The following is a 13,425-nucleotide window of genomic DNA, read 5'->3' as shown; positions in this document are numbered from 1 at the left end:
CCTGGACGCTGAGTGGCGGTACGTTGTCGATTGCCGGGGATGGCAGCCTCGGTGACGCCGCAAGCGGGCTTGTGTTCAACGGCGGCACGCTGCAGACGACGGCCAGTTTCACCACGAACCGTGGCATGGCGCTGAATACAACCGGCAAAATCGACACAGCGGCAGCAACCACGCTGACGGCGTCAGGCATCCTCAGCGGTGCCGGTGGCCTGACCAAGACCGGCGGCGGCACGCTGGAACTGACCGGCGACAACAGCTATTCGGGCGAAACGACCGTGTCGGCAGGCAAGCTGGCGCTGAGCGGCACGGGCAGCATCGCTGCATCGAGCCGTGCGGTTGTCGATGGCACGCTGGATATTTCTGGCGTAGCCGACGGGGCATCGATCAAGCGGCTTGCGGGTGCGGGTACCGTCGAGTTCGGCAACCAGACGCTGACACTTACGGAAGCCAACGACACCTTCTCCGGCGACTTCGCCGGCAATGGCGGCTTCGTTCTTGCTGGCGGTCAGCAGATGCTCACCGGTGACAGCTCGCTGTTTGCCGGGTCTTCGCGCGTCGAAGGCGGCATACTCTCCGTGAACGGCACGCTAGGCGGCACCATGGATGTATTGGGTGGCCGACTGCAGGGCAATGGCACCGTCGGCGCCACCACCAACCACCTCGGCGGAGTCATCGCACCCGGCATCGACGGTTTCGGCACGCTGACGGTGGACGGCACCTATACCAGCAATGGCGGCGCGCTTGAAATTGAGACCGTCCTTGCCGGCGACAGCTCGCAGACTGACCTCCTGATCATCACCGGCAACAGCATTCTGGGTACCAGCGCAACTCAGGTGCACGTCTTCAACGTCGGCGGCCTGGGTGCGCAAACAACAGCCGACGGCATCAAGATCGTCCAGGTCGATGGCACCTCGGCGGCCAACGCCTTCGTGCTCAACGGCCCGGCGATCGGTGGCGCCTACAGCTACAAGCTGTTCCAGAACGGCCTCGCCAATACGACTGACGGCGACTGGTATCTGCGCGCCGCCAGCCTGGCGCCAACGACGCCGGTCTACCAGAATTACCCGCAGGTCCTGCTCGGGATGATTGCGCTGCCGACGCTTGAGCAGCGCGTCGGTGACCGCCGCCGTACCGTGCTCGATGGCGGAGCCGAGACGGGCCAGCAAGCCATCTGGACCCGTATCGAAGGCGCGCACGGCCATGTCGAGGCCAATGCGTCCAGCGCTGATGCCTCCTATGACGTCGATACCACGCTGGTGCAGGCGGGCATCGACGGTCAGCTTTCGGAAACGGCAGCCGGCAGGCTGGTCGCCGGGCTGACGGCGCAATATTCACGCGCCGACGCCGACATCTTCTCAAGCCTCGGCGACGGCGGCAACACCACCGTCAGCTATGGCGTCGGCGCCACGCTGACCTGGTATGGCGAGAATGGCTTTTATGTCGACGGCCAGGCCCAACTCGCGACATTGCGCAGCGACATGAACGCCGCCGTCATCGGCAAGATCGGCGATGGCATTCATGGCAATGGCTATGCGCTCAGCCTGGAGGCAGGACGCAAGATTGGGCTCGACGGCGCCTGGTCGCTGACCCCGCAGGCGCAGCTTGCCTATGCCTCGGTCGATTTCGACGCCTTCACCGATCCGTTCGGCGCAAATGTGTCGCTGCGCAAGGGTGACAGCCTCAAGGGCCGGCTGGGTGCTGCGTTGAACTACGACGTCCAGGCGACCGGAAGCCATGTCTATGGCATCGCCAACCTGACCTACGAGTTCCTCAACGGCACTTCGGTCGCCGTCTCAGGGGTCGACCTTTCGTTCGAGCCGCAGCGCTTCGGCGGCGAACTCGGCCTGGGTGGCACCTACAAATGGGCCGGCGGCAAATATACCCTGTTTGGCGAGGCGCTGGCCTCGTCCAGCTTCGAAGGCAGCCATGCGCTGAAGGGCACTGCGGGGATCATCGTAAGGTTCTAGCTTCGCCGCAAACGCTCTTCCAACAAAGTGCTCGTTGCCGAAAGGTGGCGGGCACTTTGCATTCGGGCTGTCGCGTTTTTCGGGGAAATCCCCTTCTTTTCGCCTCTCCCTTGCGGACATATCCTGGCGGTGTGCCCACTCGTTCCGGCCGCGATGTCGCTGACAAATCCATTTCCCTATTGCGCTTTTCCGGCCGTTTCTGTATTTCCCGGAGTGGGCCACCCCTCCCCAACGAGAGTTGGGTCACGAGGCCAATTCCTCTTTGTTTTCAATTACTTGAGTGTCGTGATCGTTGTCGCTGATTAACTGGTGTGTCAGTTTTTCAGGAGTCGGCCTTGAGGCATTCAGAACGACAGCGTGGGACAGGCGAAGCAGGGTGTCATAGCCCCAACGGTTCATCGCCATGTTGGCAATGGTGGACACGACACGGATGTTGCCCCGGACATATCCGTGGTGATTGTCGATCCGGTCGATGCTCGGAGACCACGGATCGGGGCCGGTCTCGCCTGGCAGTCTCTTGGAAAAAGCCACGCCAGACACAGCGCATCTGAAATTCGCCGCCTGCATTACCTTGTAAACATCGGCCTTGGTGATCCCGAAGGGGATGCCGCGCGCCTTGGAATGCGTGCGATGACGCTGGCAAATGACGGTCGCAACCGTGTACCAGTCCGTCGTGCCGTCCAAGGCGTTTTGCCGCCAGCCGCTCGTAAGACCGTGGCACATGTCGTCCAGAAATCTTTTCGCGCTTCGCAGGTCACTGCTTTTCGTAGCTGCCCGAATGCGCTTTCCATCGTGCGTCCCGTTGACATGATAATATCCGCCTCGTTCTACGAGGTAGAGCGGTCCAACGCGGTAAGCAGAGGTTGATTTCTTCATGCTCGATACTAGCCCAATTCGGCTTTCTTTACAATGATTTGGCCGCTGAACTGACCCGTTATGCGATCGGCAAGCGTTTCGTCGGTCATCGCGTGGCCATAGGTCGTGAAGACATGCTTCGCGTCTTTCCAGCCGCCCAGCTTCGCAACGGTGATCGGGTCGACGCCAGCATGCAGCATGGCCGTAGCAAAGCCGTGGCGGCAGGCATGGTAGGTCAGCGGCTTGATCTTCGCCCGCCTGATCGCGGCCCGCCACAGAGGCTTGGCCGTGTCGCGAGATGAGTACTGGAACACCTTGGCGCTCGTCTCCCGGTTGCTCGGGATATTGGCTATCGCTGCCACAAGGGCTTGCGGGAGGTGCGGGCGACGTTCTGCCCCGATCTTCGTCTGCCGGATGAGCGCGCGCCTCTCAGCGAGGCTCACGTCGCCCCAGCGAAGGTCGAGCGCTTCCGATATCCGCGCACCGGTCAGGAACATGAAGCAGGCCAACGCGCCCAAGTGCGGCGACGAGACGGCCATGAACTTCTGCACCCAGTCCCAAGTTACCGGCTCCTTGCTCTTGGTCGCCACATTGAAGCGCTCGATCTTGAGATGGTGGCAAAGGTCCATGCCAGCAGCGTGATTGATGATAGCCTGCGTGGGCACGATGACCTGGCGGTTGCGGGTTGCTCCTGACGTTTTCGGGTGAAGCACGATAGCCGACTGGCGGACGGCGCCGGCATTGATCTGCTTGACCGGCGTGTCTTTCCAGTAATCCTCGATCGGCTCCAGAAAGCGAGTTGACCGGTCGGCTTGCCTGTAAAGCATGGCTGCGTCCGCGAACGTCAGGACCGATTCGGGGCCATGGTGAGAACTTTTCCACTCCCGCGTTTCTCGCTCGGCTGCGATTTCGAGAGCTCTTGCTTTGATCGAAGTTTGCGTAGAGCCTCGTACCCGCCGACCGGCAACGGTGCCACGGTAATGCCAGATTTCGCCTCTACGGTAGATTTTGAGGGGCATGGTCGGCTCGCTTCCAAAATTGCGGCAACGTCTTCATCGGTGAGAACCATACGATTGCCCATAATTCGGCAAGCGCCAAGCCCTCTTGCGATTTCGCGCACTCGACGCGGTGACCAGCCAGCCTGCTCGGCAAGCTCTTCCGGTGTTGTGAATTGAATGGCGGCCCTCGTCATCTAGTCTCCCCCATCGATAGGGGGAGGGGCGTTGGCCAGTTCGAGCAGAACGTCAGCGTGGCAGGAATCGCCGGGCCGGCACCAACACGCAAGGCTCTTGCCGCGCAACGCCGGGAGGCATTCGAATATCTGCGCCTTGCGCCGGTCGCTTTCCTTGCCCTGCCACCAGTCGCGGCCGGATTGCGTGGGGCCAAGCCAGTCCCGGAAGCACTCAACGACAAATGCCTGAGCGGTCGTGGCGTTTGCATATCCGCTTTCAATCGCGGTGGCGATCGTGAACGGGTTGCCGAACTTACCAGGCCTCGCGACGCTTACGGTATTGGACGGCATCCGCCAGCCGGCCTTGCGAGACAATTGAATTCTGACAGGCTGGCTCAAGCTCCTTCCTCCCCATCTTGAGATAGCGCGGCGAGGGCTTCAGCGGCGGCGCGGAGATGGCGCCATCTGATGCGGTTCCCGAGGTAATGGCTGTCGTCGTCCAGCAGAAGCGGCGAGCGATTCCCGCTGTTGAATTCGGCATATGACTTTTCGACGCGCGCTACCTCTTCTGCGAACGGCTCCAGCGCAGCCTGGGTGGAGGCGAGGGCGTCGGCGGCTTCGTACATCAAGGCGCTATCGCTGCCCCATGCGATTTTCTCACCCATCTCGATCATGCCGGCTTTAATGCGCAGCCGTTCGATCAGGGATTGTATGGAAGGGGCGGAACTCATTTGAGCCATTTCCATATCCTTCCGGCTTGAATATTGCAGATCGTGCGGCTGCCGACGCCAAAGAGCTTCCCGATATCGCGCTGCAGCATCTGCCCACGCATCGCGCGAATTTCGCGCACTTGACCTTCGCTTAGTTTGGCGGAGCCGCTTCGTTCGCCACGGTTGCTTGTGCCGTGGATCAGCCTGTCGGCCTGATTTTCAGTTCGCGTCTTCCATGACAGATGTCGTTTGGTCACACACGCCAAATGCCCGTTACCGCAGGAGTGAGCGGCCTCATGTTTAGGCGTTGGAGGAGGCCCATTCTGTTCTTGGCAGACTAGGCGGGAGACGATCTGTTGGCGACCGCCATAGCGAAAGTACCCATACCCATTCTTCACTCGAAGATATGGCCAGATCAGGCATTCGTCACCTTCGTAGGCCAATACGACTTCGCGAAAATACAGTTCAGCTGTTCCTGGCGCTATCCCGACCCGACCTCCTAGTAAGGGATTGCCGTGCCTTCTCAGCTTATCGTAGTGGACTGAGCAGAGGCCCTTGGCTTTCTCCAACTTGTCGCATCCAGCAACGGAGCAGGGAGGCTTAACCGCGGGGCGGGGAATCGAGAGCCTCATGCGCCAATGGTGCTTTTCGCACATACCCTCCTTGCGCGACTGTTTTGCACACCCTTCAACGCTACATGCAGTGTCGATGCTCATGGGCGCACATCCTCTTGGTCGCGCTCGAACATAGCCTTAAGCTGCTCTGCGTCGTGCTTGGTGAGGGCGTGACAATAGTCCTGAGAGACCGTGCGCCGGATTGTCCACGATTTGTCGCCAGTGTATTGGCAGATTTCGTAGGTGACCTTCTTGGTTGGCCCAATCATGGCTTCTCGCTCCCGGAAGAGAGAGCAAGACGGCCGCGAATGTGGTACTCTTTCTCGATAGCCGACGCGATGAATTCCGCGTCGGCTTCGCCAAGAACGGTAGTGCCGTCAGGCTGGCGGATTTCGGGTCCGCATGTTCGTGCAATGCGGGCGCAGTCGGCCGCCACGCGCCTAGTGATATCCTTCACGGAACGCTCTGTCAGCTTCATAGCTTTTCTCCTTGCTGGGGAGAAGCGGCCAGCATTACAGATGCTGCTTTCGTCACAGCGTCCGGGGGTGCCTTCTCCTCGGTATCGGAAGGTGGGGAGGCGAAGAGGGGGACTACCTCGAATAAGTTTGCGTCCCAATCGTCAATAAGCTGTTCAGACTCGGCGGCCACGCAATGCTCATCAAACACGGCCTCGCCAGTCTTTCGATCACGAACGCCGAACATGAAGGGCTTAGTGGCATCAGGGGTATCCGCGCGGATTGTGTCGGCTATTTCTGCCGCCCACGAATGAAGGACTTCCGCATCCATCGAAGGGCGGTATTCCTTGGCTAATGCGGCAAGCCTCGCCTCTCCGCCCCCCGCTGCTATAGGGGTGCTGAATTCCTCGCAGAAGCTGGCAATGAGATCCGCGAAGCGGTGGAGCGCGTCACGCTTGAACGTGATGTTCCAGGTGCGCGGGCCGTACTCCATGCCACCGGCTTCCTTCGCCAGCCGCTCGATAACGGTTTGGGTCAGCGTCTCCCTGTTCATGCCCGTGCCTTCCTCAAAATCTCGATGCACTTCGCTGCATCCCCGGTGTTTTCGTATAGCTTGATGGCGAGTTCGAACGGGTCGATGCCGTGGGAGCGCCACCAGCCGAGTTCGTCACCGTGATCGTGCTGCGCGTCGTGTTCAGCGCGCGTCAGAGGTACCGTCCAGCAGTCCGAAGCCTTCTGCCCGCCGCCTGTGCGCTTCTTGTTGTGGATCGGGCTTCCTGCCGAGATATGTGCAGGGTCACAGCCGAAAGCCCCTGAGATGGCCGAAGGCAGTTTGCGGATGAAGGCAAGGTGCGCTTCGTCCTTGAACGACTTGGTTGCCTTGCCGGATTTATCCTTGCTGAAGGCCTCGGGGTGATATGCGAAGCGCCCGGCCATCACCTCACCCCTTCCCGAAACTCTCGGTCAAACTCAGACGCAACCTGCTCTTCCACCCAAGCCATGTATTGATCCCTCTCGAAAGCCTGGACCAATTCAAGGTGAGGTGGAGTATCGACTTTGTTGGGTTGACGGCGCCAATAGGCTTGGACGGGGATGAGGCGGGTCATGCTACTTTCCTCCGCTCGGGCTGGCCGATCAGCGAAGGATCGTCTGGGATGGTCAGGATCACGCCCTGCTCTGAGAAGTGCCGGAATATCTCATCGAGGTAGGCGGTCTTCTGCTTGGTCGTCATGATCCTCGTGACAGGGAGGTCCAACGGTTCCGACATGATGGCAATCTTCTGCTCGTAGGAGAGCGGCTTGACCACGGCGTCATACTTCGCGCGGAATTCCTCGTTCTCGGCACGGAGCATCGGAACGCCAAACCGCAGTTTGCAATAGCCGCGCCAGTATTCGGCTTTCTCGTCTGGCATCTGCTCGGCAATCTCCGTCATCCATTTGCGCTGGAGACGGTTCTGTGCCGTCGTGCGGTGCTTGCCTGGGGCGAGCGTAGCCGTGAACGGCAGTTTCTGAGCCTGAATGAACAGGATCAGCATCTGGCGGGCCTGCTCAGTGTCTACAAACCTATCTGACATCACCGCTGTTCCTTTTTCTGAAAGGCAAGGCTCTGAAACCTTCCCTTGGCACCTTCCTTGGTCCACGCGGATACCCAATACTCGACGCCATCAATGAGCGCGGTCCCCTTCGCGTGCGGGTGAGAATCCTTCTCCCGCTTGTCATTCTTGAAGAGCGTCCCGCTGTTGTCTTTTTGCTCGTAAGCCATGGTCAGCCTGCATTGAGAGGATGCTGGGAAAGGTCGCGACGAGTTGGCCGATCGCCGGGGAATGTGTCATCGTCATCCGGCTCGCTCGCGGCCAGTTTCCGCAAGACAGCTTCCGCCTTGTCGAAGGTCTCGGCGGCGGCGTCGCACCATGCCGGGGGCCACTTGTCGCGACCGGAGGTTTTTGCCCACACACCACGCAGTGTCATGAGCGAGGCGACAGAGCGGCATTCGCTGATGTCGTGCTCCATCTGCGGCCAGATATCGTCGCGCTTCAAAGCTGCGCTTGACGTGCGCGTCGCCGGGCCTGTGACAGTGTTGGGCGTGCTGCTGCCAGGCCGCTCCATCGCTGCTTCGCCGTCATCGTCGGTCGGCGGCAGGCCAAGCATGGCCATGAGGGAATATCGGCAGCCATAGGTGATCGCAGAGCCGACGCCTTGCGGATCGCGCTTGCCGAGAGGAACATGCAGCGTGGCCTTCATCCACTCGCCAGACGAATGGACAAGCATCGTGGTCACTTCCACCGAACCGTCGATCACCATTCCAGGCGCCTGCACAAAGGCAATGCCAGCCTCTTGAAGAGCCGGGCGCGCGGTGTCGATGACATTCTCCAGCGTGGCGTAACTGCTCTTGAAATGCGGGTTCTTGGCGTTCTTGTGCACGCCGCTGATGCCGCCCTGAACCTTGATAATCGCAGCGGTCAGGGCTACAATCTGTTCGCTAGTTTCGATCATTGCTGTAACTCCCAAATGTAGCGCTGCCAGTACCAGCGAGCGGTCCTAACGAGGCGGTTGACTTCACGGAGATTCCCATCGCGCTTCACGTCGCGCGCTGTGTTCAAGAGCCCAAGAGCACACGACCGGCAAGCTTTCGCGTAATCGCTCATGCTGCCAATTCCTTCGGCTGGAGTGCTTGTCTGTCTGCTGCTACGCGCCTGACGATCCGCTCGGCTTCGTCGGGATGGACGCCGGCAGTCAGGAGCAGGTCGTATTCGTGAAAGCGCCTCTCCCAATCGGTCGAAAAGCGGAGCAGTCGGGCGGCTTCGAGGAGGTCCATCACGCGGCCTCAGTCTCTTTGGCCGTGCGCTTCTTGTCGTTCTCCCAATTGTATTCTCGGTAGTCCTTGACGGCTTCGAGGATAGCTTCCTTGTCGCCTGCCTCATCGATCGCACCGAACAAGTCGCCAAGGCTCCAAAGCATGCGCTGGGCTCGGCTCTCGGATTCTTTGGCCTCTTTCAGAGCGGCGCTATCAAGTTCGTAGTCGCTTATGGCGAGGCTCTTGTTGTAGAGCGTGGTGATCCGTTCGGACGTAGTGTTGACTTCGTTTGCCTTGAACTCGGCGGATAGCTTGGCAGATGCCTCATTGTCGAAAAGGTCGCTCTCGCGGTATACGCTTCCGCTTCCGACGCCAGTTTCCCAGCACATGTACCGGTTGCCGGTGTCGTAGGAATCCGGCGCGGTGTTGACTTGGATGCTGCCGATGGTCAGGCGCTCGACGGCTGGAACATGGGCCGTATAGTCGAGCGTCAATTCGTCTCGGGAATTGTAGGACGCAGAGCAGCGCGGACAGCCGAATTCGTACTCTGTGCCGGCAGGAGACGTGGCCTTCCACTTCCGCGTCCCAAGGCAATCAGGACACGGATGTTTCTTGCGTGTCGAAACGGTGCCAGCCCGGTAAACTGTATCGCCGACTGAGTATTTCGTGGTAATCGTAGCCATCAGATTGCCTCATAGGTGTCAGGATCGACCTCAAGCATGTCGAGGTCTTCAGCGGGGATACCGCGCTTGAGTTGGCCAACTGTGAGAGATCCGACGCGGTAGGATTTGCCGCCAGTCGAGACGATGAAGTCCGGGCCAAGCAGACCACCGAAAATCTTGGTGATGACGCGCCAGTCCGGCGCAAGTGTCTCTGCCATTAAGTGATAGGTACGGTGGAAGGCGTTCACGATTGCACCTGAAGCGGATCGTCGGCAAAATCGAACACTGTGTGCGGCTCCGGCTGGCCGTCATCGACATGGATCGGGTTGAGTTTGAACAGGCCACCACCGGCATAGTCGCAGGGCTGCTTGTCGCCCCATACGTGGCCAATATCGCCCTTCCGGTAGCGACCGACACATGAGAAGGCGACGGCACCTTCTGGCGCTCCAGCGTCCTGCCAGTCCTTAACGCTGGCGACGTGTCCGCAAGACGGGCATTTGAACCTCCAGAGATGCGTTTCGTCTCCGTAGCGCTCGCGACCAGCAGCTAGCCAATCTGCCTTTTCAATCTTCGTTGTCATCTGCGTTCCTTCTCGGTCTGCGGTGTGTTGGCGAGGGGTGTCAGGCGGCGGGAGCCAGCCAGAGACGGTTCGCTTCCCGGAAAATCGGATGCGTCCAGTCATCCTCTTCGGTCACGGCATCCATGCCGTTGAGGATGTCGCCGAGGGTTTCCATGATCTGGGCCGTGCGCTTTCCGACTATGTCGGCGATGTCTTTCGCGCCTTCCGAGACCTCACCGAGGTACATTCGTTCGTAGTCGTGATGGATGCCGGAAAGAGCGTCAGCGAGATGAGCGACAACCCGGCACTGGTTCGCTATCTGTTTCATCAATTCTGGTGTTGCGGTGGCGTTCATCTTCAATCTCCGTTCCGGTCTGCGGTGTGTTCTTGAACCTCATCGGCAAGTTCCATCGCCTGCCGGTAACGGCATGTCGGCAAGTGCATATGCACGTCGGGCGATTTTGTATTGCAGTTGCAGGCACCTTGCCCGAGCAGCGCTATGCGGTTAGCTAGCGATGCGCCGCCCGTGAGGCGCGACTCTGCTGCTTTGTGCTGCTCTTCGACCGCGCGGAGGAGGATCCGTAGATCTTCTACATTGACATCGATCTCGGTCCACATGTCCGCGCGCTCACCCTCATTGGCGAGTTGGAACGCCACATCGGCATCGAACGACGCAATATTCTCGCGGATGCGGGCTATTGCGTTGGACAGCAGGGTTGCCTGAATAGGCGGCTCTTGCATCGGGCAGTGATAGACAGGCGGGTTAGCACCGGCGCAGTCGCCACCGCACACAGGACAGTCGCGTCCTTCGTTTTCTTGCTCTGGAGACCTCTCCGCGTAACCGCTGTCCGTCTTCCACTGGTCGTATGTCATCTGGTTGCTCCTCGGCGGTCTGCGGTGTGTTCTTGGTTGCGTGAGAGGGGTTTAGAGGCGCCGCAAATGCCGCAAGTCTCGCCGGGTTGGAGACGATCAATGCAACGTGTCGGAGTAGGCTCGATGGTTGAAGCTGTAGCCTCGACACAGCAGCGCGGGCAGCATTGGGGAGCGCCACAGCGGTAGCACTGGTCAATCAGGCCCGTGCCGCACGTCTCGCAGGTGAATCCGTTGGTGGTCATCATTTCATTCCTGCAATGCGCTTGGCGATTTCCTGGCAAGCCATCTGCCAGCCATCTTGCGTTCCGCCGTTGTCGTAGGAGCCGTTTGGCGCGTCTTCGTAAGCAGCCTCGGCAATGCGAGCGGCAGCACGGGAGGCGCCTGCCTCTATCTCGCCCTCGTGTTCTTCGATGACATCTACGAACCCGCGCCATTCGTCATCGTCGTTGTCGACCAGGCCGCGCTTGAGAAGCCAGACCCAAACTTCCTTGTGGAATGTTTCCAGTATTTCGACGCGCTCGCGTTCTTCGGCATCTTGACCGGCGGACGCCTCTTTCCACATCGAAAGGTAGTGGTCGCGCATGCCTTCCGTTTCGGCCAATTTTGCTGCCAGCGCGTGGGCTTCGTTGCCTTTGGCCTCCGTGCCGTCCTTGAAGCCGTCGCCGTAGCCGCGCATGTATTCATCTTTCTTGGCGCTCATGACGCTTCCGCTCCGTGAAACCCACTAAAAGCTTTCCAGCGGTCTCGCGTTTCCCCGCCCTCGCTGACCGAGCAGACGATTGATGCCCATGACGCCGGGTCAATGTTTTGGTCTTCCCAAGTCCACGGGGCATGCGGATCACTCGATATCGGGCGGAATATGCGAAGGCGCACCGAGCCGTCAGGCATCCGCTTGAAGAACAACCCGTTGGCCCAATGAAAGCCACCGTCGTTGTAGGCATCCATCAGCGCTTGGTCGCGAGCCGTGTCGGCTGACTGCCCGGCGTCGAGCCGCTTCTGTGCGTAGAGCAGCGGCGTTATGTATTCGTCTTTCTTCGGGGTCATGGCTATCTCCATCTTCTCCAGAAAGTCACGAGCCATCGTGGCTATCTCTTCGCGCGAGTAGGCATCGACAGCCGTGCAGCAAGTGGCCAATGCATGGGCTGCTTTAAGGGTGGAGTTCGTGACTTGATTGGGGGTCATGAACACTGGTCGTATGTCATCTGGTTGCTCCTCGGCGGTCTGCGGTGTGTTCTTGGTTGCGTGAGAGGGGGTTAGGACGTGGCCTTGGAAACAGCCGCAGCGGCCTGCTGGAGCACCGCCAGCGGCACTCGAATGGTGAGGCTGTCAGCCGAACCGGAGACGATCCATTCCTCTTTCAGATTGAAGGCTTGGAGCGCTGCCAGCATGTCAGGCGCGGCGGCTATCAGCCGGGCATTGGCCTCTGTCTCGTAAGCGCGGGGAGGGCCAAGGCTGGTGCTCGTGCCGACATGGCAGATGCGATCCCGCATGCCTTTGCCGCCCATGACGAGGAAAGTGTGCGCCTCCCATGGGCCTTCGGTATGCTTCGTCTCGCTAGCCATTGTCGTCGTTCTCCAGATGCTCAGACCGAAGCCTTTTATGGATGGTTGGATCAGGTGGATTTGGAAGCTGTGGCATCCTTGAACCCATCGCCATAACCGCGCATATAGTCGTCCTTGCGCTGGTTATGCGGCTTGCTCGTGCTCAAGGTATCGGGGTCTTCGTCCATAGCCTTGGCGATCAGCCTGCGAAGCGCCACGGCTGCATCTCTGACGTCGCCGCCGTGCTTTCGAGCCAGCATCGCCAGACGTGTATCGACGGCGGCCAGCGTATCGACCATATGGCTGTTGATTGCCAATGTGACGCGAGCCTTTCGCAGAAGATCGGGAATGTTCGTTGGGGCTTCCATTGTCTCGCTCCTGGCTATGGCCGCTTGCTGACGAACACAGGAACGTCGTCATCGTAGTGCGAGAATTTCGTGTCAGGACAGAACGTCGCCCCGTGACACGGGCACCCCCACCCCATGCGCATGTTTCTGTCTTCAGGAGTTTCCGAAGGTGTTGCGGCTCCTTCTATCTGGCGTCTCGTCAGTGGTTTGTTGCTGGCGTTCATGTCCGGTCTCCAGATGCAAGGGGGTGTCAGGCGGCTGTGGCCTTAGAAAACTTGACGGTGTCCCCGACCGGAAGATCGTCGAGCCAGCGGTCAGCATCGACCTTCCTGATCACAACTCTGCGGCCGACCTTTCGGTACTGAAGACGGCCTTCGCTCATCTCCTCGTAAGCGAGCGATCTGCCGACGCTGTAGGCGGTGCAGAATTCCTCTATGGAGAAGGCTTGCTTGATTATCGTCATGTCCAAAACCTCAGTGGGTATGGATCATATGTAGCGCCAATCGCTACGCACTGTCAACAGGTATGTAGCGATAAAAGATACATTTATTGACAGCGCCGCCGAATGCGCGCAAAAGAAAAGCGCCGGAGGGATGATCCTGCCGGCGCGCGCAACGGTTCGATATCAAATGGATAAGTCAGCGATTATGTATCACGGCTTTCAGACCGGAACAATCGCAAATGCCGTTGCGCGGCGCAAAATCGCACAATCCCTTGTGTCTGCTCGGAGGTTCCCGGCAAGGGCTGGTGTTGAGGGCGCTCGGCGCGGCGGTTTTCCAAGGGACTTGGATCGCCAGCTCGATCAATCCGAAAACACAATCCCAAGCGGTGCCGGCACCAGTCTTACCGGACAGGACTCGACGGGGCATGACGGGCCC

The 13,425-nt window shown here is 59.6% G+C and carries 23 protein-coding genes; 1 reads left to right on the top strand and 22 read right to left on the bottom strand.

Annotated features, from left to right (window positions below; all coding sequences use genetic code 11):
• The first annotated feature begins 23 nt into the window (after positions 1–23).
• Positions 24–1,967, top strand: a complete 1,944-nt coding sequence (locus EJ076_RS35030; RefSeq protein ID WP_126070937.1) for an autotransporter outer membrane beta-barrel domain-containing protein — start codon at positions 24–26, stop codon at positions 1,965–1,967.
• Between the two features lie 243 nt (positions 1,968–2,210).
• On the opposite strand, the gene EJ076_RS35025 is transcribed toward EJ076_RS35030, so the two are convergent.
• The 22 genes from EJ076_RS35025 to EJ076_RS34925 all read right to left on the bottom strand — a co-directional run bounded on the left by EJ076_RS35025 (position 2,211) and on the right by EJ076_RS34925 (position 13,010).
• The gene (locus EJ076_RS35025) at positions 2,211–2,843 is read right to left on the bottom strand and encodes a hypothetical protein (protein WP_126066715.1); all 633 of its coding nucleotides are present in this window, start codon (positions 2,841–2,843) and stop codon (positions 2,211–2,213) included.
• Between the two features lie 8 nt (positions 2,844–2,851).
• A complete protein-coding gene (locus EJ076_RS35020) occupies positions 2,852–3,841 on the bottom strand; it encodes a site-specific integrase (RefSeq protein WP_126066714.1) in 990 nt (329 codons plus the stop codon).
• Positions 3,842–4,014: 173 nt separating this feature from the next.
• On the bottom strand, positions 4,015–4,392 hold the full coding sequence (locus EJ076_RS35015; RefSeq protein ID WP_206438763.1) for a DUF4326 domain-containing protein: 378 nt from the start codon (positions 4,390–4,392) through the stop codon (positions 4,015–4,017).
• Positions 4,389–4,733: a hypothetical protein gene (locus tag EJ076_RS35010; RefSeq protein ID WP_126066713.1), complete on the bottom strand. Its 345-nt coding sequence runs from the start codon at positions 4,731–4,733 to the stop codon at positions 4,389–4,391. The genes EJ076_RS35015 and EJ076_RS35010 overlap by 4 nt, the downstream gene beginning before the upstream one ends.
• On the bottom strand, positions 4,721–5,419 hold the full coding sequence (locus EJ076_RS35005) for a hypothetical protein (protein WP_126066712.1): 699 nt from the start codon (positions 5,417–5,419) through the stop codon (positions 4,721–4,723). The genes EJ076_RS35010 and EJ076_RS35005 overlap by 13 nt, the downstream gene beginning before the upstream one ends.
• Before the next feature lie 163 nt (positions 5,420–5,582).
• Positions 5,583–5,795 (bottom strand): hypothetical protein, encoded by a 213-nt coding sequence (locus EJ076_RS35000; RefSeq protein ID WP_126066711.1) that lies wholly within the window; start codon positions 5,793–5,795, stop codon positions 5,583–5,585.
• On the bottom strand, positions 5,792–6,325 hold the full coding sequence (locus EJ076_RS34995) for a hypothetical protein (protein ID WP_126070936.1): 534 nt from the start codon (positions 6,323–6,325) through the stop codon (positions 5,792–5,794). Before EJ076_RS34995 ends, EJ076_RS35000 begins: the two co-directional genes overlap by 4 nt.
• Complete coding sequence (locus tag EJ076_RS34990) at positions 6,322–6,708, bottom strand: DUF968 domain-containing protein (protein ID WP_126066709.1); 387 nt, start codon at positions 6,706–6,708, stop codon at positions 6,322–6,324. Before EJ076_RS34990 ends, EJ076_RS34995 begins: the two co-directional genes overlap by 4 nt.
• Before the next feature lie 166 nt (positions 6,709–6,874).
• Positions 6,875–7,306 carry a hypothetical protein gene (locus EJ076_RS34985; protein ID WP_245462941.1) on the bottom strand — a complete coding sequence of 144 codons (432 nt, stop codon included), beginning with the start codon at positions 7,304–7,306 and terminating at the stop codon, positions 6,875–6,877.
• Between the two features lie 38 nt (positions 7,307–7,344).
• Positions 7,345–7,533, bottom strand: coding sequence for a hypothetical protein (locus EJ076_RS34980; RefSeq protein ID WP_126066707.1), 189 nt, complete (start codon positions 7,531–7,533; stop codon positions 7,345–7,347).
• Between the two features lie 2 nt (positions 7,534–7,535).
• Positions 7,536–8,264 (bottom strand): ERF family protein, encoded by a 729-nt coding sequence (locus EJ076_RS34975; RefSeq protein ID WP_126066706.1) that lies wholly within the window; start codon positions 8,262–8,264, stop codon positions 7,536–7,538.
• Between the two features lie 148 nt (positions 8,265–8,412).
• Positions 8,413–8,586, bottom strand: coding sequence for a hypothetical protein (locus tag EJ076_RS35420; protein WP_164548516.1), 174 nt, complete (start codon positions 8,584–8,586; stop codon positions 8,413–8,415).
• Positions 8,586–9,059: a hypothetical protein gene (locus EJ076_RS34970; protein ID WP_126066705.1), complete on the bottom strand. Its 474-nt coding sequence runs from the start codon at positions 9,057–9,059 to the stop codon at positions 8,586–8,588. Before EJ076_RS34970 ends, EJ076_RS35420 begins: the two co-directional genes overlap by 1 nt.
• 188 nt (positions 9,060–9,247) lie before the next feature.
• Entirely contained in the window at positions 9,248–9,475 is a 228-nt protein-coding gene (locus EJ076_RS34965; RefSeq protein WP_126070935.1) for a hypothetical protein, read from the bottom strand.
• Entirely contained in the window at positions 9,472–9,807 is a 336-nt protein-coding gene (locus tag EJ076_RS34960) for a VVA0879 family protein (RefSeq protein ID WP_126070934.1), read from the bottom strand. Before EJ076_RS34960 ends, EJ076_RS34965 begins: the two co-directional genes overlap by 4 nt.
• 40 nt (positions 9,808–9,847) lie before the next feature.
• Positions 9,848–10,141 (bottom strand): hypothetical protein, encoded by a 294-nt coding sequence (locus tag EJ076_RS34955; RefSeq protein WP_126070933.1) that lies wholly within the window; start codon positions 10,139–10,141, stop codon positions 9,848–9,850.
• Between the two features lie 2 nt (positions 10,142–10,143).
• Positions 10,144–10,659, bottom strand: coding sequence for a hypothetical protein (locus tag EJ076_RS34950; protein ID WP_126070932.1), 516 nt, complete (start codon positions 10,657–10,659; stop codon positions 10,144–10,146).
• Between the two features lie 241 nt (positions 10,660–10,900).
• On the bottom strand, positions 10,901–11,359 hold the full coding sequence (locus tag EJ076_RS34945; RefSeq protein WP_126070931.1) for a hypothetical protein: 459 nt from the start codon (positions 11,357–11,359) through the stop codon (positions 10,901–10,903).
• Complete coding sequence (locus tag EJ076_RS34940; RefSeq protein ID WP_126070930.1) at positions 11,356–11,841, bottom strand: hypothetical protein; 486 nt, start codon at positions 11,839–11,841, stop codon at positions 11,356–11,358. The genes EJ076_RS34945 and EJ076_RS34940 overlap by 4 nt, the downstream gene beginning before the upstream one ends.
• Before the next feature lie 71 nt (positions 11,842–11,912).
• Positions 11,913–12,221: a hypothetical protein gene (locus EJ076_RS34935; protein ID WP_126070929.1), complete on the bottom strand. Its 309-nt coding sequence runs from the start codon at positions 12,219–12,221 to the stop codon at positions 11,913–11,915.
• A gap of 50 nt (positions 12,222–12,271) precedes the next feature.
• Positions 12,272–12,568: a hypothetical protein gene (locus tag EJ076_RS34930; RefSeq protein WP_126070928.1), complete on the bottom strand. Its 297-nt coding sequence runs from the start codon at positions 12,566–12,568 to the stop codon at positions 12,272–12,274.
• Positions 12,569–12,797: 229 nt separating this feature from the next.
• On the bottom strand, positions 12,798–13,010 hold the full coding sequence (locus EJ076_RS34925; protein WP_126070927.1) for a helix-turn-helix domain-containing protein: 213 nt from the start codon (positions 13,008–13,010) through the stop codon (positions 12,798–12,800).
• Positions 13,011–13,425 lie beyond the last annotated feature (415 nt).

It is taken from the genome of Mesorhizobium sp. M7D.F.Ca.US.005.01.1.1 (assembly GCF_003952545.1).
Classification (GTDB): Bacteria; Pseudomonadota; Alphaproteobacteria; order Rhizobiales; family Rhizobiaceae; genus Mesorhizobium; species Mesorhizobium loti.
This window is presented reverse-complemented; position numbering and strand designations above follow the sequence as displayed.

What these genes read in the sequence shown, in the direction of transcription:
- EJ076_RS35025 (WP_126066715.1), bottom strand. Translation starts at nt 2,843, where the DNA reads ATGAAGAAATCAACCTCTGCTTACCGCGTTGGACCGCTCTACCTCGTA.
- EJ076_RS35020 (WP_126066714.1), bottom strand. Translation starts at nt 3,841, where the DNA reads ATGCCCCTCAAAATCTACCGTAGAGGCGAAATCTGGCATTACCGTGGC.
- EJ076_RS35010 (WP_126066713.1), bottom strand. Translation starts at nt 4,733, where the DNA reads ATGGCTCAAATGAGTTCCGCCCCTTCCATACAATCCCTGATCGAACGG.
- EJ076_RS35005 (WP_126066712.1), bottom strand. Translation starts at nt 5,419, where the DNA reads ATGAGCATCGACACTGCATGTAGCGTTGAAGGGTGTGCAAAACAGTCG.
- EJ076_RS35000 (WP_126066711.1), bottom strand. Translation starts at nt 5,795, where the DNA reads ATGAAGCTGACAGAGCGTTCCGTGAAGGATATCACTAGGCGCGTGGCG.
- EJ076_RS34995 (WP_126070936.1), bottom strand. Translation starts at nt 6,325, where the DNA reads ATGAACAGGGAGACGCTGACCCAAACCGTTATCGAGCGGCTGGCGAAG.
- EJ076_RS34990 (WP_126066709.1), bottom strand. Translation starts at nt 6,708, where the DNA reads ATGGCCGGGCGCTTCGCATATCACCCCGAGGCCTTCAGCAAGGATAAA.
- EJ076_RS34985 (WP_245462941.1), bottom strand. Translation starts at nt 7,306, where the DNA reads ATGCTGATCCTGTTCATTCAGGCTCAGAAACTGCCGTTCACGGCTACG.
- EJ076_RS34980 (WP_126066707.1), bottom strand. Translation starts at nt 7,533, where the DNA reads ATGGCTTACGAGCAAAAAGACAACAGCGGGACGCTCTTCAAGAATGAC.
- EJ076_RS34975 (WP_126066706.1), bottom strand. Translation starts at nt 8,264, where the DNA reads ATGATCGAAACTAGCGAACAGATTGTAGCCCTGACCGCTGCGATTATC.
- EJ076_RS35420 (WP_164548516.1), bottom strand. Translation starts at nt 8,586, where the DNA reads ATGGACCTCCTCGAAGCCGCCCGACTGCTCCGCTTTTCGACCGATTGG.
- EJ076_RS34960 (WP_126070934.1), bottom strand. Translation starts at nt 9,807, where the DNA reads ATGACAACGAAGATTGAAAAGGCAGATTGGCTAGCTGCTGGTCGCGAG.
- EJ076_RS34955 (WP_126070933.1), bottom strand. Translation starts at nt 10,141, where the DNA reads ATGAACGCCACCGCAACACCAGAATTGATGAAACAGATAGCGAACCAG.
- EJ076_RS34950 (WP_126070932.1), bottom strand. Translation starts at nt 10,659, where the DNA reads ATGACATACGACCAGTGGAAGACGGACAGCGGTTACGCGGAGAGGTCT.
- EJ076_RS34945 (WP_126070931.1), bottom strand. Translation starts at nt 11,359, where the DNA reads ATGAGCGCCAAGAAAGATGAATACATGCGCGGCTACGGCGACGGCTTC.
- EJ076_RS34940 (WP_126070930.1), bottom strand. Translation starts at nt 11,841, where the DNA reads ATGACCCCCAATCAAGTCACGAACTCCACCCTTAAAGCAGCCCATGCA.
- EJ076_RS34935 (WP_126070929.1), bottom strand. Translation starts at nt 12,221, where the DNA reads ATGGCTAGCGAGACGAAGCATACCGAAGGCCCATGGGAGGCGCACACT.
- EJ076_RS34930 (WP_126070928.1), bottom strand. Translation starts at nt 12,568, where the DNA reads ATGGAAGCCCCAACGAACATTCCCGATCTTCTGCGAAAGGCTCGCGTC.
- EJ076_RS34925 (WP_126070927.1), bottom strand. Translation starts at nt 13,010, where the DNA reads ATGACGATAATCAAGCAAGCCTTCTCCATAGAGGAATTCTGCACCGCC.